Source organism: Pseudomonas sp. GW822-FHT06D10, from assembly GCF_058799535.1.
Map to the genome: position 1 here is coordinate 615,896 of NZ_JBXALN010000003.1, position 17,299 is coordinate 633,194.

Below are 17,299 nucleotides of genomic sequence, written 5' to 3' on the forward strand. Positions count from 1 at the left end.
TCAGCCCAGCCAATCGAGGGTGAGGATCAGCCGGCGTGCCCCTGGCGCTGGCTGCGGCGAGCGGTGGATCAGGCCAAAGCCTTCGTTGCCGTGCCATTTCTCGCCCTTGAACAGCGCCACGTCGCCGCTGGCGATCTGCTGGATCTGTGCCGGGTCCCGTGGTTCGCCCTCGGCCTGGCCCAGTTTCCTGCGGTCCATGGCGCCTTCGCGCAGCCATTGGCTGCCGGCTCCGGCGTAGGTGGTAATCAGCCGCACCGGTACATGGTCCACGTGAAACCGCGGGCACATGGGCTTGTCCAGGACCCGCAGGCGCAGCCCGACGCGCCTGGCCCCGAGCAGGCAGGCAAAAGCGCTGACCAACCAGGCAACATCGGCGATAAAGCCTTCATAACCCTGCAGATCACTGAACCCCGAAGCCAGGCCGCGCAGATTGGGTTGCGCGTCTTCGTCGGGCAGCTCCAGGGACAGGGATTCGGCCAGCGGCTGGTCCAGGGACAGCAGCAACTCGGCGAAGTCGGCGATGTGGGTCGGTAACTGGCGCTGCCAGAGGCCGAGATTGACCTCATCCTCCAGCACCTGGGCGAGCACCGCCGGGGTGCTGCCGATGGCCTGGCGGCGAGAGACCGGCGCGGTCACGCTCGGCAGCAGCAGCCATCTGGGCGGATTGGCCAGTGGAGTCACCGGCAAGTTCAGGGTCAGCATCAGGCCGCTTCCTCGTCATGCCAGGGGCCAAAGGGATCGTTCAGCAGGCTCCAGCCCTCGACGCCGAGGGCCATTTCATCGTCATCCAGCAGGCACAGGTCGAGCTCCGCGCAAAGCCGGGTGAAGTCGATGTTCTGGCCGATGAACACCAGTTCCTGGCGGCAATCGCCGGTGGCCGCGGTCCAGTTGTGCATGATCGCCGCGGTGCCTTCTTCGTCCTGGGGCCAGTGCTGCTTGGGCACGAAGCGCCACCAGCGCCCGGCAAAGCCATGGCGCATCAGGCCACCGGCCTGGGACCAGCTACCGGCTTCCTGATACTTGCTGGCCAGCCAGAAGAAGCCCTTGGAGCGCAGCAGCTTGCCGTTGACCCAGGGCCGGTTGATGAAGTCGAAGAAGCGCTGGGGATGGAACGGCCGCCGCGCCCGGTAGGCGGTGGAAGCGATGCCGTACTCCTCGGTTTCCGGCACATGCTCGCCGCGCAACTCCCGCAGCCAGCCCGGAGCCTGGGCCGCGCGCTCGAAATCGAAGCGCCCGGTGTTGAGGATCTTCGCCAGCGGCACCTGGCCCATGACCATGGGCACGATCTCGGCCTGGGCATTGAGGCTCTTGAGGATGGCCAGCAGTTCCTGGCGCTGGTCGCTGCTGATCAGGTCGATCTTGCTGACCAGGATCACGTCGGCGAACTCCACCTGTTCGATCAGCAGGTCGCTGATTGAACGTTCATCGTCTTCGCCCAGGGTTTCGCCCCGGGAAGCCAGGCTGTGCGCGGCCTGGTAGTCCAGCAGGAAATTCATGCCGTCGACCACCGTGACCATGGTGTCGAGCCGGGCGATATCCGCCAGGCTCTGGCCGGATTCATCGCGAAAGGTGAAGGTTTCCGCCACCGGCAGCGGCTCGGAAATCCCGGTGGATTCGATCAGCAGGTAATCGAAGCGCCCGTCGCGGGCCAGCTTGCCCACTTCCACCAGCAGGTCTTCGCGCAGGGTGCAGCAGATGCAGCCGTTGCTCATTTCCACCAGCTTTTCTTCGGCGCGATTGAGGCTGACATCGCGCTGCACTTCGCTGCCATCGATGTTGATTTCGCTCATGTCGTTGACGATCACCGCCACCCGCAGGTGGTCGCGGTTGCGCAGGATGTGATTGAGCAAGGTGCTTTTGCCGGCGCCGAGAAAGCCGGACAGCACGGTAACGGGGAGACGGTCGGTCATGGGTTGTTCCTCATCAGGATCGCGGCTGGGTCAAAGCGCCCGTTGATGGCGTTCGCGCAGCTCTTGGCGTTCTTTGGCTTCGATACACAGGGTGGCGGTGGGCCGCAGCAGCAGGCGCTTGAGGCCGATGGGCTCGCCGGTGTCGCGGCACCAGCCGTATTCGCCACGGGCCAGGCGCTCCAGGGCTTCGTCGATCTTGTCCAGGAGCTTCTTTTCCCGCTCCAGCAGGCGCAGCTGCCACTGGCGCTGCTCTTCGGCGCTGCCGATGTCGGCGGGGTCGCTGTGGGGTTCCTGCTCGCGCAGCTGGTCGAACTCGCCGGCAATGCGCTCCTGCAGATCACTGCGCTGGGCCAGCAGCAGCTGGCGAAAGAAGCCCTGCTGGGTTTCGTTCATGTAGTGCGTCTCGGGTTGGGCGAGAAGGTCTTGTTCAGTCATGGCGAGTCACGGGTCAGGCTGTTTTTTTATGTTATATTATAACAACACAAATTAGCCAACCCTCCCTTGCCGCCCACGACGAAGGGCGCGATGCTGCGCCCCTGTCGTCACGAGAATCGCCATGCGCCCTGTCCTGCCCACCCTGCTTTCAGGCCTGTTGCTGCTGGCTGGTCACGCCAGCGCGGCGGTGCCCAGTACCCTGGCCACCTGCACCCGCAGCGCCACCCTGCTGGCCTGCGTCGACCCGCAGGGCAACGCCTACAGCGTCGCCACGGCCGGCAGCACCACCTACCTGCGCGGCTTCGAGGTGATCGGCAAGCGCTATTGGGCGCAGACCAACAGCCGCTACGGGCAGCTGACGTTCTTCACCGGCCTGGCCTCCGACGGCGAGGCCTGGGTGGGCTACAGCCAGCGCGTGGGCTGGACCACGCGCAACCGCTTTTCCAGCTCCGGCGGCAGCCGCGGGCAGTTCACCTGCAGCCGCATCAGCGGCTGCTAGCTCCCTTTCCCGTACCTCTTGCGTAGAAGCCGGCGTGCCAGCGAAGACATCCTCAGCCACAACACTCACCGGCCTCTTCGCCGGCAAGCCGGCTCCTGCAGGTCGGCGTTCAGGCGGGGCGGTTGTTCTTGGTTTCCTGGAGCCAGGCCATGTAGCTGTTAACCGGTGGGTTTTTCTCGAAGTAGCGCTGCAGGCCGTTGAACAGGCCATCGGCAATCGCCTGCTGGTGGCGCGCGGTGACCAGGCGCTGGCTGTCGCGGCTGTTGGAGATGAAGCCGGTTTCCACCAGGATCGACGGCACGTCCGGTGACTTGAGCACCGCAAAACCGGCCTGTTCCACACGCTTCTGATGCAGGGTGGTAATGCCCGACAGGCTCTGCAGCACAGTCCCGCCCAATTGCAGGCTGGCGGCGATGGTGGCGTTCATCGACATGTCGACAATCACCCCCGCCAGCATCGGATCCTTGTCCTTGAGGTTGAGCAGCGTCGTCGCCCCCAGCAGGTCGGCGCCATTTTCCCGCTGGGCCATCAAGCGCGCGGTGGCCGAGGTGGCGCCACCTTCGGACAGGGCGTACACCGATGCGCCGGATGCGGTAAGCCGCGGCGCGGCATCGGCATGCACCGAGATGAACATGTCGGCCTGGTGCTTGCGGGCAATCTCCACGCGTTTGCGCAGCGGCACGAAAAAATCATCGTTGCGCACCAGCTTCACGTCGAAACCCTTCTCGCGCTTGAGCCGCTTGGCCAGCAGGCGGGCGATGGCCAGCACCACATCCTTCTCCCGTTCGCCCCTGGCCCCCACGGCGCCCGGGTCCTTGCCGCCATGGCCGGGGTCTACTACCACGATGATGTCGCGCTTGGGATGGGGCTTGCCTGTCGTGGCCTCGGGCTTGGCCAGCGGCGCGGCGGCCGCAGCGATCGGCAGGGGCAGCCTGGTGGCATTGGACAGATCCAGCACCAGCCGATGGCCCTGGCCATCCTGGGGCGGCAGGAGAAAACTGTGGAGCTGCACCGGCTCGCGCAGGTCGAGGACGATCCGCGTATCGCCCTGGCCGAAGTGCCCGGAACGAATGGCGCGGATCACCGTGTTGGCCAGGGCCAGCTGGCTGAAATCACCGCTCAGGCGCGCGCCGTTCAGGTCGATGATCAAGCGCTCCGGGGCACTCAAGCTGAAGGTCTTGTATTGCACCGGGCCGCTCAGATCGAGCACCAGCCGCAACTTTTCTGCGTCCTTCCACAATCGTGCGTTGCGAATCTGCGCGGCGCGGACACTCCAGGGAAACATCAGGGCCGTACCGGCCAACAGCAGGTTGAGCAATTGACGTCTGTGCATGGCAAATACCGCGAAAAAAGGAGCGTCCCTACTCACAAGACAAGATAAACAACCGTCGAGGAAAAATTTCCCATCGAACGTATTGTTATAATATAACATGTGAAATCACTTCCCACGACGGACCTGTTCATGAACGCGCTGACTCTGCCGGATATCGCCGCGCAGGCCTCACGCCAAGCCTTGCCCCTGGAATGGGTGGGCATGTGCGGCATTGCCTTACCTGTAGTGATCAACAACCAGCCAAGCGCAGCCAAGGCCGATGCCGGTGTCAGCCTCGACGATGGCGAGGCCCGGGGCATTCACATGTCGCGCTTGTATCTGGCCCTGGAAATGCTGGAACAGGAGAACCTCACCCCCGCTCTGCTCCGGCGGATCTTGCAGCGCTTTCTCGATAGCCATGAAGGCCTGGCCCACAGCGCCTACCTGCGCATTCAGTTGGATCTGCTGTTGAAACGCCCGGCCTTGGTCAGCCCGTTGGCCGGCTGGAAAAGCTACCCGCTGAGTATCGAAGCGCGGCTGAAAAACGCGATGTTCCACGTGGAACTAAAAATCGACGTGCCTTATTCCTCCACTTGCCCCTGTTCGGCGGCGCTGGCGCGGCAGTTGATCCAGCAGCAGTTCATCGAAGATTTTGCCAACCGGCCGTTGCAACACGCCGACGTCCTGGCCTGGCTGGGCTCGCCCCAAGGCATCGTCGCCACGCCCCATAGCCAGCGCAGCAACGCGGCATTGCATCTGCGCCTGGATGATTTCATCGACGAACTGCCGTTGATTGCCCTGATCAACGATGCGGAAAACGCCCTGGGCACCGCCGTGCAAACCGCGGTCAAGCGTGCCGACGAGCAGGCCTTCGCCCTGGCCAACGGGCAGAACCTGATGTTTTGCGAAGACGCCGCCCGCCGCTTGAACCTGGCCCTGCGCCGTTCCCCCGGAATCAACGCCTTTCAATTGCGGGTCGTGCACGCCGAAAGCCTGCATGCCCATGACGCCGTGGCCGAAAGCCGCTGGAACTGGGAGGCCTGATGATCCGCTGCGAACACCTGCGTTGGGGCGCTCCGGGGCAACCCCTGACTCCAGCCCTGGATCTGCACCTACCCAGGGCCAGCCTGAGCGCGATCATTGGCGCCAACGGGTCGGGCAAGAGCAGCTTGTTGAAAGTCATCGCCGGGCTGCAGAAACCACTCGCGGGCAAGATCCACCTCGGCACTGCCCGAGGCGGCTTGTCCTTCTTGCCACAGCAACAACACCTGGATCGACAGTTCCCCATCAGCCTGGAAGAACTGGTGGCCGGCGGCTTCTGGGGCAAGCGTGAACCGGCCAGGGTCAGGGCAGAAAAGCTGCGCACGGTCCTCGAAGACTGGTGCCTGAGCGGCCTGGAAAAGCGCCCGTTGATGGCCCTTTCCGGTGGTGAATTGCAACGCGCCCTGCTCGCCCGATTGAGCCTGACCGAAGCCCCCTTGCTGCTGTTGGACGAGCCCCACGCCGCCCTCGACGAAACCGGCCAGGCCCTGCTCTGGCGCCACTTGTACAACTGGCACGCTCAGGGCCGGACCCTGGTGGTGGTCTGCCATGACCTGGCCGCCGTGCGCCAGCACATCCCCCAGACCCTGCTGGTAAAAAGCAGTGGCTGCGTATTCGGCCCCAGCCTGGAGCTGATCGCCCCACAATCCTGCGCGCAGGTGGCTTGATGCACTTCGCCGCACATTTCTGGCAGCCGTTCAGCGAATTCCTGTTCATGCGTCGGGCCCTGCTCGGCGGCCTGCTGCTGGCCTGCAGCACCGCGCCCCTGGGGGTGTTCCTGATCCTGCGGCGCATGAGCCTGATAGGTGACGCCGTGGCCCACGGCATTCTCCCGGGCGCCGCCCTGGGCTTCTGGTTCGCCGGGCTCAGCCTGCCGGCGCTGACCCTGGGCGGCCTCGGTGCCGGGTTGGGCATGGCCGGGCTGGCCGCCTGGATCACCCGGCGCACCGGCCTGCGGGAAGACGCCAGCATCGCCGCCATCTACCCCATTTCCCTGGCCAGCGGCGTGCTGATCCTCGGGCTGGCGGGCAAGCGCCTGGACCTCTTGCACCTGCTGTTCGGCTCGGCCCTGGCGGTGGATGGCCCGACCCTGAACGGCATGCTGCTGGTCTCGCTCTTCAGCCTGCTGGCCATGGCGCTGATCTACAAAGCCCTGCTGCTGGACACCCTCGACCCGCTGTTCCTGCACAGCGTCAGCCGCCTCGGCCCCCTGGCCCACGGCCTGTTCCTGACCCTGGTGGTGCTCAACCTGGTGATAGGTTTCCAGGCCATCGGCGCGCTGATGGTGGTGGGCCTGATGATGCTGCCGGCCGCCGCCTCGCGTTTCTGGAGCCGACGCCTGCCCGCCCTGATCGGCATCGCCGCGCTGTTTGGCTGCCTTTCGGTGTGGCTCGGCCTGCTGCTGTCGTTCCACTACTCGCTGCCCAGCGGCCCGGCCATCGTGCTGGTGGCCGGCGGCCTGTACCTGCTGTCCGTGGTGTTCGGTCCGGTGCACGGCTTGCTGCACCGCCCACCTTTGCTCACATCCCCATGAGGTGTTTCCCGATGCGCGCTCTACTCGTGCTGTTCAGCCTGCTGTTGCCCTTGTCGCTGCCTACTGCACAGGCGGCGGACAAGCTGGCGGTGGTCACCAGCTTCAGCATCCTCGCCGACATGACCCGCCAGGTCGGCGGTGAGCATGTGTACATCACCAACCTGGTGGGTGCCGACGAGGATGCCCACACCTACGAGCCGAGCCCGGATGACGCCAAGGCCCTGCTCAAGGCCCGGCTGATCATCAAGAATGGCCTGGGTTTCGAACCCTGGCTGGACCGCCTGGTGGCCAGCACCGCCACCCAGGCGCAGGTCGTCACTGCCAGCCGCGGGGTTATTCCACGCACCCTGGAGGAAGACGGCGAAAGCGTTCCCGACCCTCATGCCTGGCACAACCTGGCCAACAGCGAGCTCTATGTGAGCAACATCACCAAGGCGCTGATCGCTGCCGACCCGGCCCACCAGGCCGACTACCAGCGCAACAGCCAGGCCTACCTGAAACAGATCTATCGCCTGCTGGCCGAGGCCAAGGCCAAGCTCGGTTCCCTGCCCCCGGGCAACCGCAAGATCGTCACCTCCCACGACGCCTTCGGCTACCTGGGCCAGGCCTACGGTATCGACTTCATGGCGCCCCAGGGCCTGTCCACCGAGCGTGAACCTTCCGCCGCCGAAGTGGCTGCGCTGATTACCCAGATCCGCAACGCCAAGGTCAAGGCAGTGTTCATGGAGAACATCAAGGACGCCCGCCTGCTCAAGCAGATCGCCGACGAAAGCGGCGCCCATATCGGCGGCACCCTGTACTCCGATGCGCTCTCGGCCAGCGGTCCGGCCAGTACCTTCACCGGCCTGTTCGAGTACAACCTCGACACCCTGTACCAGGCCCTGAGCCGACCATGATCCGCCGCCCACCGCTGTCGCTGCTGGATCTGGAAGCCGCGCCCCTGGGCAGCCGCTGGGCCTTGACCGCGGTGCTCGACGCCCTGCCCTGGAACAGCGACGGCCTGATCGCCGCCATTGCCCAGCAGCACGACAGCGGCGAGGTGCTGATGCTGGCCTGGATGAACCGCCAGGCCCTGGGCGAAACCCTGGCCAGCGGCCAGGCCTGCTACTGGTCGCGCTCGCGTCGGTGCCTGTGGCGCAAGGGCGAAAGCTCCGGGCATCGCCAGCGCCTGATCGAAGCGCGCCTGGACTGCGACGGCGATGCCGTGCTGCTGCTAGTGGATCAGCAAGGACCGGCCTGCCACACCGGGCGCCCCAACTGTTTCTACAACGCCATTCGCGATGGCGCGGTGGAAGTCATCAGTTCCCCCTTGAAGGACTCGCGCCATGATTCGTAAAAACCCCTCCGGCGATCTGCCCGTGATCGCCGAATCCGCCTACGTCGACAAGACGGCCATCATCTGCGGCAAGGTGGTGATCGGCGACAACGTCTTCGTCGGCCCCTACGCGGTGATCCGCGCCGACGAAGTGGACGCCAGCGGCCAGATGCAAGCCATCACCATCGGCGCCAACTCGAACATCCAGGATGGCGTGGTGATCCACTCCAAATCCGGCGCGGCGGTGACCATCGGCCAGCACACTTCCATCGCCCACCGCTCCATCGTCCATGGCCCCTGCGTGGTCGGCGACCGAGTGTTCATCGGTTTCAACAGCGTGCTGTTCAACTGCGAAGTGGGCGACGGCAGCGTGGTTCGACACAACTCCGTGGTGGATGGCCGCGACCTGCCGCCGGGTTTCTACGTGCCCTCCACCACCCGCATCGGGCCCAAGACCGACCTGGCGCAGTTCCCTCCCGTGAGTGTCAGCGCCTCGGAGTTTTCCGAAGACGTGGCGCGCACCAACGTCGACCTGGTGCGTGGCTACAAGGCCCTGCAGAACGAGTTTTGAGCATGAGCCGAATCCTCATCCGCAACGCCCGCCTGGTGAACGAAGGGCGCGAATTCGACGCCGACGTGCTGGTGGCGCACGGGCGCATCGACACCATCGGCAGCCTGGACCACCTCAGCGCCGAGATCGAAATCGACGCCCGCGGCCAGTGGCTGCTGCCGGGCATGATCGACGACCAGGTGCACTTTCGCGACCCCGGCGCGCCGGACAAGGGCAGCCTGTACAGCGAGTCGCGGGCGGCGGTGGCCGGTGGCATCACCAGCTTCATGGACATGCCCAACACCTCGCCGGCGACCCTGGATCTTGCCGCCCTGAACGACAAGAAGCGCCGCGCAGCGAGCGTTTCGGTGGCCAACTATGGCTTTCACTTCGGGGTCAGCAACGACAACCTCGACCTCGTCGCCGCCCTGGACCCCACGGAGGTGGCCGGGGTCAAGGTGTTCATGGGGGCCTCCACCGGCAACATGCTGGTGGACGATCCCGAGGTGCTGGACCGGCTGTTCCGCCAGGTGCCGACCCTGCTCCTGGCCCACTGCGAACACACCCCCAGCATCCAGGCCCGGCAACAGCGCTGGCTGCAACTCTATGGCGAGCAGATTCCCGCCGCCGCCCACCCGCACATCCGCGATGCCGAGGCCTGCTTTCGCTCCTCATCCCTGGCGGTGGAACTGGCGAAGAAACACGGCACTCGCCTGCACGTACTGCACCTGACCAGCGCCCGGGAGCTGGCGCTGTTCGAGGACCGGCCCCTGGCGCAAAAGCGCATCACCGCCGAGGTCTGCGTGCATCACCTGCTGTTCGATGACCGCGACTACCCGCGCCTCGGCCACCTGATCAAATGCAACCCGGCGATCAAGACCCAGGCCGATCGCGATGCCCTGCGCCAGGCCCTGAACAGCCAGCGCCTGGATGTCATCGGCACCGACCACGCGCCCCATACCTGGGAGCAGAAACAGCTGCCTTACAGCCGCGCGCCCTCCGGCCTGCCGCTGGTGCAGCATGCATTGCCAGCGCTGCTGGAACTGGTGGCCGACCGGGTGCTGCCCCTGGCCACCCTGGTGGAAAAAACCAGCCACCGAGTCGCCGACCTGTTCGCCATTCCCGATCGCGGCTACCTGCGCGAAGGCTACTGGGCCGACCTGGTGCTGGTCCGCGCCGAGCCCACAGGCCTGGCCGTGGACAGCCAGCCGATCCTCGCCCACTGCGGCTGGACGCCCTTTGCCGGCCAGCGCTTTCGCCACAGCGTCAGCAGCACCCTGGTGTCGGGCCAGCTCGCCTGGCACCAGGGCCGCCTGTACGACGACTGTCAGGGCCTGCCCCTGCGCTTCACCCGTTAATAGCCCGACACCAAGGACCACCGAAGATGATCCGCATCACCCTGCCTGATGGCGCGTGCCGTGAGTACGACCAGCCGTTGTCCGTTTTCGAGGTGGCCGCCAGCATCGGCAGCGGCCTGGCCAAGGCCGCCGTGGCCGGGCGAGTGAACGGCCAACTGGTGGACTGTGACTACCTGTTGCACAGCGACGCCCGCTTGAGCATCGTCACCGCCCGCGACCCCGAGGGCCTGGAAGTACTGCGCCACTCCTGCGCGCACCTGCTGGCGATGGCGGTGAAACAGCTGTTCCCTTCGGCGCAGGTGGCCATCGGCCCGGTGATCGAGGATGGCTTCTTCTACGACTTCGCCCACGAGCGCCCCTTCACCCCAGAGGACCTGGAACTGATCGAGGCGCGCATGCATAGCCTGGCCGCCACCAATCATTCGGTGCGCCGCCGGGAATTGTCCCGGGAGCAGGCCCTGCAGCATTTCGCCGACCAGGGCGAGCACTACAAGGTCGAGCTGATCCGCGACTTGCCGCCAGATGCCGTGCTTTCGCTGTACCGTCAGGGGGATTTCGAAGATTTGTGCCGTGGGCCACACCTGCGTTCCACTGGCCAACTGCGCGCCTTCAAGCTGACCAAGGTGGCCGGTGCCTACTGGCGTGGCGACGCCCGCAACGCACCGCTGCAGCGGATCTACGGCACCTGCTGGGGCACCCGCCCGGAACTGGAGGCCTACCTGTTGCGCCTGGAACAGGCGCAACAGCGCGACCACCGCAAGCTCGGCCAGCAGCTGGATCTGTTCCATTTCGACGACTGCGCGCCGGGCTCGGTGTTCTGGCACGCCAAGGGCTGGACCCTGTTCCAGGAACTGATCGGCTACATGCGCAGGCGCCAGGAACAGGCCGGCTACCAGGAAGTGAACACCCCCGACGTGATGGACCGCGGCCTCTGGGAAACCTCCGGGCACTGGCAGAACTACCGCGACCACATGTTCACCACCACGCAAGACCAGCGCACCTTCGCCCTCAAGCCGATGAACTGCCCCGGCGCGGTGGCGATCTTCGGTCATGGCCGCAAGAGTTACCGCGACCTGCCACTGCGCATCGCCGAGTTCGGCAAAGTCCACCGCTACGAACCTTCAGGGGCCCTGCACGGCCTGTTGCGAGTGCGCCATTTCACCCAGGACGACGCCCACATCTTCTGCACCCCGCAACAGATGCAAAGCGAATGCGCCGCCACCATTGCCCTGGTATACGACATCTACAAGGAGTTCGGTTTCGACCAGGTGGCGGTGAAGCTCTCGACCCGCCCCGACCACCGCATCGGCAGCGATGAGGTCTGGGACCAGCTGGAAGAGGCCCTGGTCGGTGCCTTGCAGAGCATGCACATCGACTACCGGATCAACCCCGGGGAAGGTGCCTTCTACGGCCCCAAGCTGGAGTTCGTGCTGCGCGACGCCATCGGTCGCGACTGGCAGTGCGGCACCCTGCAGGTGGACCTCAACCTGCCCGAGCGCTTCGCCATCAGCTACATCGACGAGCGCGGCGAACGCTGCCAGCCGGTGATGCTGCACCGGGCGCTGTTTGGTTCCCTGGAACGCTTCATCGGCATTCTCCTGGAACACCATGGCGGCGCCCTGCCCCTGTGGCTGGCACCGCAACAAGCGGTGGTGCTGAACATCAGCGAAGCCCAGGCCGACTACGCCCGGGCCATCAGCGACAGCTTGCGCCGTCACGGGCTGCGGGCCAGCGCCGATCTGCGCAACGAAAAGATCGGCTACAAGATTCGCGAACACAGCCTGCAGAAAGTGCCTTACCTGCTGGTGGTCGGGGAAAAGGAAAAGGACGGAGGCTACGTCAGCCTGCGCAGCCGAAATGGCGAAGACCTGGGCCGCCTGAGCCTGGAGCAGGCCCTGGCCCGGATGCGCTAGGCGCTGCCCGGGGCACGGGCAGCGTCAGCGTCAGCCAAAAGTCAGGAGGCGCGGGGTTTGACCGTGCCGCAGTCCTGGCCCAGCCACACGGCGCGGGTGTCCATGCTGCCCTTCTGCTGCAGGCCGGTGGCGTTGAAGGTGCCGGCCACGTTGGTGGTGAACTCACGATCGCTGATGAACGTGGCCACTCCATTGCCCTGGGCCTTGGGGCAACTGAAGCGGAACTTCCATTGATTGCCACTGCGTTCGGTCACCTGCTGCTGGCAACCCGACTGCGGGTCCTGCAGCGGGATGGTGTCCGACTGCACCTGGGCCGGTGTCAGGCACACCCGAATCCCCTTGCCGCCCATGGTCACACCCTGTTTCTCCAGCATCGCCCGCTGTTGCGGGGTCATCTGCTGCTGCAACTGGCCGAGAATCAGCGACAGGTCCGGCATGTTCTGGTCGTCGATCTTCATGTTGCTGCTGGTCAGCTCCCACAACCCCGGCTGCAGCATCTGCGCCTGCGCCACCACCGGAAGCGCCAACCCCGCCGCCAAGGCCCAACCCAGTAAACGAAGTTTCATCGAATGACTCCTAGACAATAGTGGCCGTTAGACTTCAGCCGGGGCACGGTGTTGCATGCAGAATAAAATAGCGACATTCACCGTGGAACATGGTCTGTTAGGCATTGAATCTTCAGGAGCAAGGCTGCCCCATGGATTATTTTGGCCCGCACATCTTCGGCTATCTCATCGCACTGCTGCATTTTCTCGGGTTGATCGCCGCGATCCACGCGGTACTCACCGTCAGGACCGCCCAGGGCGCCATCGCCTGGGCCCTGTCGCTGCTGTTCATGCCCTACCTGACCCTGATTCCCTACCTGGTGTTTGGTCGCAGTACCTTCGATGCCTACATCCAGGCCCGGCGCCAGGCCAACGTGGAAATGCACAAGGCCATCAATGAGCTGAACTGGCGTCCCTGGGTGGAAGAAGCCCTCACCGCCCGCGCCTCCAAGGCCTACGCCTCGCTGCGGGCCATGCCCAAGCTGGGGCGCATGCCGTGCCTGGCCAACAATCAGGTGCGCCTGCTGGTCAACGGCGACGCCACCTTCGAAGCGATCTTCAACGCCATCCGCCGCTCCCACAAGGCGGTGCTGATCCAGTTCTTCATCATCCACGACGATGACCTGGGCCGGCGCCTGCAACGCCTGCTGCTGGAAAAGGCCGCCGAGGGCGTGTCGATCCACCTGCTCTACGACCGCATCGGCAGCCACTCCCTGCCCGCCAGCTACGTACAGACCCTGCGCGACGCCGGGGTCCAGGTGCACGCCTTCGCCACCCGCAGTGGCTGGCTCAACCGCTTCCAGGTGAACTTCCGCAATCACCGCAAGATCGTGGTGGTGGACGGCATGCTGGGGTTCGTCGGCGGGCATAATGTCGGCGACGAATACCTGGGCAAGAAGCCGCCCCTGGCGCCCTGGCGTGATACCCACGTGCAGGTCAGCGGCCCGGTGGTGGCCTGCCTGCAGGAGTCCTTTGCCGAAGACTGGTTCTGGGCCGCCCGGGAACTGCCGCCGCTGATCCTCCCGGACACCTACCCGGACGACGGCGTGCTCTGCCAGCTGCTGGCCAGCGGCCCGGCCGATGCCTACGAAACCTGCTCGCTGTTCTTTGTCGAGGCCATCCACGCGGCCACCGAGCGGGTGTGGATCACCAGCCCGTACTTCATTCCCGATGAGGCGGTGTTCGCTGCCCTGCGCCTGGCGGTGCTGCGGGACGTGGATGTGCGCATCCTGCTGCCCGCCCGCCCGGACCACCGCATCGTCTATGCCGCCTCCAGCCTGTACGCCTTCGAAGCGGTGCGCGCCGGGGTGCGAGTATTCCGCTATCAGCCGGGATTCCTGCACCAGAAGGTGGTGCTGATCGACAACGAAATCAGCGCCATTGGCAGCGCCAACCTGGACAACCGTTCGTTCCGCCTGAATTTCGAAGTGATGCTGCTGACGGTGGACGACGACTTCGCCACCGAAGTGGAACACATGCTGGAAGCCGACTTCGCCAAGGCCCGGGAAATCGCCAAGGAAGAAAGCCGCCAGACCCACCGCCTGCAACAACTGGGCATGCGGGTCGCGCGGCTGATTTCTCCGATCCTTTAAGGGCCAGGCTTATGGATGATAGAGGTCATCCCGGGTCCAGGGCAGTTCATGGCTGCCATCGGCATGGGGCTTGACCGCAAGGATCTGGTGCAGGTTGATCCAGCCCTTGGCAAAGGCATAGGCGCAGCCCGCCAGGTACAGCCGCCAGATCCGTAGCGCCTGCTCCGGAACCTGCCTGGCGGCGGCTTCCAGATTGTCTTCCAGGCGTTCGCTCCAGTGATCCAGTGTCCGCGCGTAATGCATGCGCAGGCTCTCGACATCGACAATTTCCAGCCCCGCCTCGCTGATGAACGCCGAGATCATTGCCAGGTGCGGCAGCTCGCCATTGGGAAACACATAGCGCTCGATGAAGTCCCCGGCCCCGCGGCCCACCGGGCGGCCGTCGGTGTGCTTGGCGGTGATGCCGTGGTTCATCACCAACCCGCCCTCGCGCACGGCCCTGAACAGGGTCTGGCAGTACTCCGGCAAGTTGGCGTGGCCGACGTGCTCGAACATGCCGACACTGACCACCTTGTCGAAGCGGCCATCCTGGGGCAGGTCGCGGTAATCCAGCAGTTGCAGATCCACCAGGTCGTCCAGGCCTTCGGCGGTCACTCGCTCGCGGGCCAGGGCCAGCTGTTCCTTGCTCAAGGTGATGCCGAACACCTTGGCGCCGAACTCTCGGGCGGCGTAGCGGGCCAGCCCGCCCCAGCCGCACCCGACATCCAGCAGGTAGTCCCCCGGTTGCAGGCGCAGCTTGCGGCACAGATGGCGGAATTTGGCTTGCTGGGCCTGTTCCAGAGACTCGCTTCCAGTCTCGAAATAGGCGCAGGAATAGGCCATGTCGCTGTCGAGCCACAGTTGGTAGAAGGCGTTGGAAAGGTCGTAGTGATAGGAAATCGCGGCAGCGTCGGTCGCCTTGTCGTGCAGCGAGCGCACCGGCTGGTTGCCGTCGTCATCGTCGAGCAAGGCCTGGCTCAGTTCGTCGCAGACCCGGATGACTTCGCTGATGGAACCTTCCAGTTCCAGTTTGCCCTCGACAAAGGCGCCCCCCAAGGCGTCCAGGCTAGGGTGAGTCAGCTGCGCCACCAATTGCGGGTCCTTGACCACGATCGTGACGTTGGGCTCCGGCCCCAGATTGAATTCATGGCCGTCCCAGAGCCGCAGGCGTAAAGGCAAATGCAGATTCTGTAAGGCCGGTGGAAGTTGCGCGAGCATGGAAAATCCCCCCTTGTTTCAGACGTCTGAAATGAGGGTAGACCATCCTAGAAAATAGCAGGCTATCGATTTGATAGTGGTTTTCTATGATTCGCTGCGCATCACCAGGCCATCTTCGACCCACTGTTTCAACCAGGTAACCGCCTGCAGCGGGGCCCCCTCGGCATAAGTGACGGCCAGCCCGGCGCAGAGTTCCGCAAAATTCCACCGTTGCTCGATCATGCCCCGCAGCGCTGTGGCCTCTTCGGCCGGCAGGCTGCGATAACGGCAGACCCGGTCCGCTCGCCAAACCAGGCACAGCTGCTGCTGATCGAGTAAAGCACTGCGGGGGAAATCCGCCTGCTCCTTGACCGCACGCCACTGGGCCACGCTGTTGTAGCGGCAGTCTAGCCATTGCACACAGGGCGCCAGGCGCAGTTGCAGCTGCGGCCATTGCTCGACATCCAGCCCGGCCATGGCCGCCACCGTCAGCACTTGGGCGTCGGCAGCGTCGAAGGCCAGGGTGAAGGCCCACTCCAGACGCGCCAGTTCCGCCAGGGGGGCGCCCTGCTCCGGCACCAGATGGCCCAGGATGAATTCGGCAAAGCCCTGCCCCAGCCAGCGCAGGCTGAAATGCCGGGACGGGCACTGGCGAATGTAGGCCTGCGTCAGGGCCTGGAATTCTGTATCCCCCAGCCAGTGCCGGATGGCCGGGAAGTCGCTGGCCATGACCTCCTGCAACCGGGCCATGTAGGCATTGTGATAGATCGCCAGGCCGGTCTCGACATCCAGGGTCGGGCCACCGATCAGGCTGTCTTGCAGGACGGCGCGGGCCTGGGCCTGTTCGCCCAACAGATAGGCTTCAAAAGCCAGTTGCCAGTCGTTCAGGCGCATTGCTGCCTCCCGGCCAGGGTCTGTTGCCCGAGATCTCGGGCCTTGTGCAGTTCGCTGAGCAGCTCTTCCAGGGGCGGAAAATGATCATCGCGCTCCAGCAGGGTGGCCACCGGCCCCAGGTGTTCAAGGGTGCGTTGATACAGCGCCCACACGGGATCGCAAACCGGGTGGTCGTGGGTATCGATCACGTAGTCGCCATAATCCTGGTGCCCGGCCAGATGCAGTTGCCGCACGCGCTGGGCCGGCAGCGCCTGGATGAAGTGCCAGGGATCGAAACCATGGTTGCGCGAACTGACGTAGACGTTGTTCACATCCAGCAGCAGTTCGCAGCCGCTGAGCTGGCTCAAGGCGGCGAGAAACTCCCACTCGCTGAACTCGTCGGCCGCCGCCCGCACATAACTGGAGACGTTCTCCAGCACCAGGGGGCGCTCCAGAACGTCCTGCACCTGACGCACTCGCCCTGCCACGTAGTGCAGGCTCTCCTCGGTGTAGGGCAGCGGCAGCAGGTCGTGCAGTTGATGGGCGTTGCCCCGGCTCCAGCACAGGTGATCGGAGATCCACGCCGGGTTTGCCCGGCTGGCCAGTTGCCTGAGCCGCAGCAGGTAATCCCGGTCCAGGGCATGGGGCCCGCCGATGGACAGCGACACCCCGTGCATCACGATGGGGTAGCGCTCGGCAATCGCATCCAGGTAATACAGCGCCTTGCCGCCCTGCACCATGAAGTTCTCGGACACCACTTCAAACCAGTCGACGTCCGGCGCCTCGTCGAGAATCTGCTGGTAGTAGGCACTGCGCAAACCCAGGCCATAGCCCAGGCTGGAAGAAAATTCAGACATCGCCAACTCCTTGCCAAGTGGCCGCAGTGGTTGCCAACCCCACTGCGGCAGCACTCGAACGCCGCTTACTCGCCGACTTTGCCGCCTGATTTGTCACACGCGGCCTGGGTCATGGCCTTGAAGCCCTGGCCTTTGCAGGCGCCCATGCCCTTGCAGGCGTGGTCCTTGGTCTTGCAGTCGTTCTGCCCTTTGCAGGCGTTAACGCCGTAGCAGTGCACCTGGGCATCGGCAGCAGACGCTTGAGTCACGACACCGGCAAACAGCGTGGCGGCAGCAAAAGCCAGGGCAGCGCCGGCGGCGGTTTTCTTCATGTTCATTTTTGTTTCCTCAATAGTCGCAGGGGATCGGCGGGTGCTTGTGCAATCCCGTCATAGCACTAGAGAGAGGAA

19 protein-coding genes are annotated in these 17,299 nt (G+C 64.8%); 10 read left to right on the forward strand and 9 right to left on the reverse strand.

Annotation, left to right across the window (positions count from 1 at the left end):
* Genes AC1RL5_RS12765 through dksA form a run of 3 tightly spaced genes read right to left on the reverse strand, consistent with a single transcriptional unit; the run spans nt 1 to nt 2,345 of the window.
* On the reverse strand, nt 1-702 hold the full coding sequence (locus AC1RL5_RS12765) for a DUF1826 domain-containing protein (protein ID WP_103407632.1): 702 nt from the start codon (nt 700-702) through the stop codon (nt 1-3).
* Nucleotides 702-1,910 (reverse strand): zinc metallochaperone GTPase ZigA, encoded by a 1,209-nt coding sequence (gene zigA, locus AC1RL5_RS12770; protein ID WP_072451906.1) that lies wholly within the window; start codon nt 1,908-1,910, stop codon nt 702-704. Before zigA ends, AC1RL5_RS12765 begins: the two co-directional genes overlap by 1 nt.
* 30 nt (nt 1,911-1,940) lie before the next feature.
* Nucleotides 1,941-2,345 (reverse strand): RNA polymerase-binding protein DksA, encoded by a 405-nt coding sequence (gene dksA, locus AC1RL5_RS12775; protein WP_492589301.1) that lies wholly within the window; start codon nt 2,343-2,345, stop codon nt 1,941-1,943.
* A 121-nt stretch (nt 2,346-2,466) separates the two neighbouring features.
* On the opposite strand from dksA, the gene AC1RL5_RS12780 reads away from it, so the two are divergent.
* On the forward strand, nt 2,467-2,844 hold the full coding sequence (locus AC1RL5_RS12780; RefSeq protein WP_011064340.1) for a hypothetical protein: 378 nt from the start codon (nt 2,467-2,469) through the stop codon (nt 2,842-2,844).
* Nucleotides 2,845-2,953: 109 nt separating this feature from the next.
* Here AC1RL5_RS12780 and AC1RL5_RS12785 read toward each other — a convergent pair whose 3' ends face one another.
* Nucleotides 2,954-4,177: an N-acetylmuramoyl-L-alanine amidase gene (locus AC1RL5_RS12785; protein ID WP_072451908.1), complete on the reverse strand. Its 1,224-nt coding sequence runs from the start codon at nt 4,175-4,177 to the stop codon at nt 2,954-2,956.
* 129 nt (nt 4,178-4,306) lie between these two features.
* Between AC1RL5_RS12785 and folE2 the strand changes: the two genes are divergently transcribed.
* From folE2 to thrS, 8 genes are read left to right on the forward strand one after another with little or no spacing between them, the layout of a single operon-like run.
* Nucleotides 4,307-5,200, forward strand: a complete 894-nt coding sequence (gene folE2 / locus AC1RL5_RS12790; RefSeq protein ID WP_015637546.1) for a GTP cyclohydrolase FolE2 — start codon at nt 4,307-4,309, stop codon at nt 5,198-5,200.
* A complete protein-coding gene (locus AC1RL5_RS12795) occupies nt 5,200-5,865 on the forward strand; it encodes a metal ABC transporter ATP-binding protein (RefSeq protein WP_015637547.1) in 666 nt (221 codons plus the stop codon). Before folE2 ends, AC1RL5_RS12795 begins: the two co-directional genes overlap by 1 nt.
* Nucleotides 5,865-6,731, forward strand: a complete 867-nt coding sequence (locus AC1RL5_RS12800) for a metal ABC transporter permease (protein WP_011064344.1) — start codon at nt 5,865-5,867, stop codon at nt 6,729-6,731. The genes AC1RL5_RS12795 and AC1RL5_RS12800 overlap by 1 nt, the downstream gene beginning before the upstream one ends.
* Before the next feature lie 11 nt (nt 6,732-6,742).
* On the forward strand, nt 6,743-7,627 hold the full coding sequence (locus tag AC1RL5_RS12805) for a metal ABC transporter substrate-binding protein (RefSeq protein WP_053160522.1): 885 nt from the start codon (nt 6,743-6,745) through the stop codon (nt 7,625-7,627).
* A complete protein-coding gene (gene hisI, locus AC1RL5_RS12810; RefSeq protein WP_011064346.1) occupies nt 7,624-8,067 on the forward strand; it encodes a phosphoribosyl-AMP cyclohydrolase in 444 nt (147 codons plus the stop codon). The genes AC1RL5_RS12805 and hisI overlap by 4 nt, the downstream gene beginning before the upstream one ends.
* The gene (locus AC1RL5_RS12815) at nt 8,057-8,617 is read left to right on the forward strand and encodes a gamma carbonic anhydrase family protein (protein ID WP_011064347.1); all 561 of its coding nucleotides are present in this window, start codon (nt 8,057-8,059) and stop codon (nt 8,615-8,617) included. Before hisI ends, AC1RL5_RS12815 begins: the two co-directional genes overlap by 11 nt.
* A 2-nt stretch (nt 8,618-8,619) precedes the next feature.
* Nucleotides 8,620-9,954, forward strand: a complete 1,335-nt coding sequence (locus AC1RL5_RS12820) for a dihydroorotase (protein WP_072451910.1) — start codon at nt 8,620-8,622, stop codon at nt 9,952-9,954.
* Between the two features lie 26 nt (nt 9,955-9,980).
* Nucleotides 9,981-11,867 carry a threonine--tRNA ligase gene (gene thrS, locus AC1RL5_RS12825; protein ID WP_492589299.1) on the forward strand — a complete coding sequence of 629 codons (1,887 nt, stop codon included), beginning with the start codon at nt 9,981-9,983 and terminating at the stop codon, nt 11,865-11,867.
* A gap of 41 nt (nt 11,868-11,908) precedes the next feature.
* On the opposite strand, the gene AC1RL5_RS12830 is transcribed toward thrS, so the two are convergent.
* Nucleotides 11,909-12,433, reverse strand: coding sequence for a DUF3617 domain-containing protein (locus tag AC1RL5_RS12830; RefSeq protein ID WP_011064350.1), 525 nt, complete (start codon nt 12,431-12,433; stop codon nt 11,909-11,911).
* 131 nt (nt 12,434-12,564) lie between these two features.
* Here AC1RL5_RS12830 and cls point away from each other — a divergent pair, with 131 nt between their 5' ends.
* On the forward strand, nt 12,565-14,004 hold the full coding sequence (gene cls / locus AC1RL5_RS12835) for a cardiolipin synthase (RefSeq protein ID WP_011064351.1): 1,440 nt from the start codon (nt 12,565-12,567) through the stop codon (nt 14,002-14,004).
* Nucleotides 14,005-14,013: 9 nt separating this feature from the next.
* Here the strand turns inward: cls and cfaB are convergent, their stop codons facing one another.
* The 4 genes from cfaB to bufA2 form a co-directional block, all read right to left on the reverse strand.
* On the reverse strand, nt 14,014-15,201 hold the full coding sequence (gene cfaB / locus AC1RL5_RS12840) for a C17 cyclopropane fatty acid synthase CfaB (RefSeq protein WP_011064352.1): 1,188 nt from the start codon (nt 15,199-15,201) through the stop codon (nt 14,014-14,016).
* Between the two features lie 84 nt (nt 15,202-15,285).
* The gene (locus AC1RL5_RS12845; protein WP_019093402.1) at nt 15,286-16,074 is read right to left on the reverse strand and encodes an HvfC/BufC N-terminal domain-containing protein; all 789 of its coding nucleotides are present in this window, start codon (nt 16,072-16,074) and stop codon (nt 15,286-15,288) included.
* Entirely contained in the window at nt 16,065-16,910 is an 846-nt protein-coding gene (gene bufB / locus AC1RL5_RS12850; protein WP_072451912.1) for an MNIO family bufferin maturase, read from the reverse strand. Before bufB ends, AC1RL5_RS12845 begins: the two co-directional genes overlap by 10 nt.
* 65 nt (nt 16,911-16,975) lie before the next feature.
* Nucleotides 16,976-17,227 carry a BufA2 family periplasmic bufferin-type metallophore gene (bufA2, locus tag AC1RL5_RS12855; protein WP_492589298.1) on the reverse strand — a complete coding sequence of 84 codons (252 nt, stop codon included), beginning with the start codon at nt 17,225-17,227 and terminating at the stop codon, nt 16,976-16,978.
* Between the last annotated feature and the right edge of the window lie 72 nt (nt 17,228-17,299).

Bases quoted from the DNA above. Each gene is read 5' to 3' on its own strand.
- folE2 (WP_015637546.1), top strand. From the start codon at position 4,307: ATGAACGCGCTGACTCTGCCGGATATCGCCGCGCAGGCCTCACGCCAA.
- AC1RL5_RS12780 (WP_011064340.1), top strand. From the start codon at position 2,467: ATGCGCCCTGTCCTGCCCACCCTGCTTTCAGGCCTGTTGCTGCTGGCT.
- dksA (WP_492589301.1), bottom strand. From the start codon at position 2,345: ATGACTGAACAAGACCTTCTCGCCCAACCCGAGACGCACTACATGAAC.
- AC1RL5_RS12830 (WP_011064350.1), bottom strand. From the start codon at position 12,433: ATGAAACTTCGTTTACTGGGTTGGGCCTTGGCGGCGGGGTTGGCGCTT.
- AC1RL5_RS12785 (WP_072451908.1), bottom strand. From the start codon at position 4,177: ATGCACAGACGTCAATTGCTCAACCTGCTGTTGGCCGGTACGGCCCTG.
- zigA (WP_072451906.1), bottom strand. From the start codon at position 1,910: ATGACCGACCGTCTCCCCGTTACCGTGCTGTCCGGCTTTCTCGGCGCC.
- bufB (WP_072451912.1), bottom strand. From the start codon at position 16,910: ATGTCTGAATTTTCTTCCAGCCTGGGCTATGGCCTGGGTTTGCGCAGT.
- AC1RL5_RS12820 (WP_072451910.1), top strand. From the start codon at position 8,620: ATGAGCCGAATCCTCATCCGCAACGCCCGCCTGGTGAACGAAGGGCGC.
- cfaB (WP_011064352.1), bottom strand. From the start codon at position 15,201: ATGCTCGCGCAACTTCCACCGGCCTTACAGAATCTGCATTTGCCTTTA.
- hisI (WP_011064346.1), top strand. From the start codon at position 7,624: ATGATCCGCCGCCCACCGCTGTCGCTGCTGGATCTGGAAGCCGCGCCC.
- AC1RL5_RS12845 (WP_019093402.1), bottom strand. From the start codon at position 16,074: ATGCGCCTGAACGACTGGCAACTGGCTTTTGAAGCCTATCTGTTGGGC.
- AC1RL5_RS12800 (WP_011064344.1), top strand. From the start codon at position 5,865: ATGCACTTCGCCGCACATTTCTGGCAGCCGTTCAGCGAATTCCTGTTC.
- thrS (WP_492589299.1), top strand. From the start codon at position 9,981: ATGATCCGCATCACCCTGCCTGATGGCGCGTGCCGTGAGTACGACCAG.
- bufA2 (WP_492589298.1), bottom strand. From the start codon at position 17,227: ATGAACATGAAGAAAACCGCCGCCGGCGCTGCCCTGGCTTTTGCTGCC.
- cls (WP_011064351.1), top strand. From the start codon at position 12,565: ATGGATTATTTTGGCCCGCACATCTTCGGCTATCTCATCGCACTGCTG.
- AC1RL5_RS12795 (WP_015637547.1), top strand. From the start codon at position 5,200: ATGATCCGCTGCGAACACCTGCGTTGGGGCGCTCCGGGGCAACCCCTG.
- AC1RL5_RS12765 (WP_103407632.1), bottom strand. From the start codon at position 702: ATGCTGACCCTGAACTTGCCGGTGACTCCACTGGCCAATCCGCCCAGA.
- AC1RL5_RS12815 (WP_011064347.1), top strand. From the start codon at position 8,057: ATGATTCGTAAAAACCCCTCCGGCGATCTGCCCGTGATCGCCGAATCC.
- AC1RL5_RS12805 (WP_053160522.1), top strand. From the start codon at position 6,743: ATGCGCGCTCTACTCGTGCTGTTCAGCCTGCTGTTGCCCTTGTCGCTG.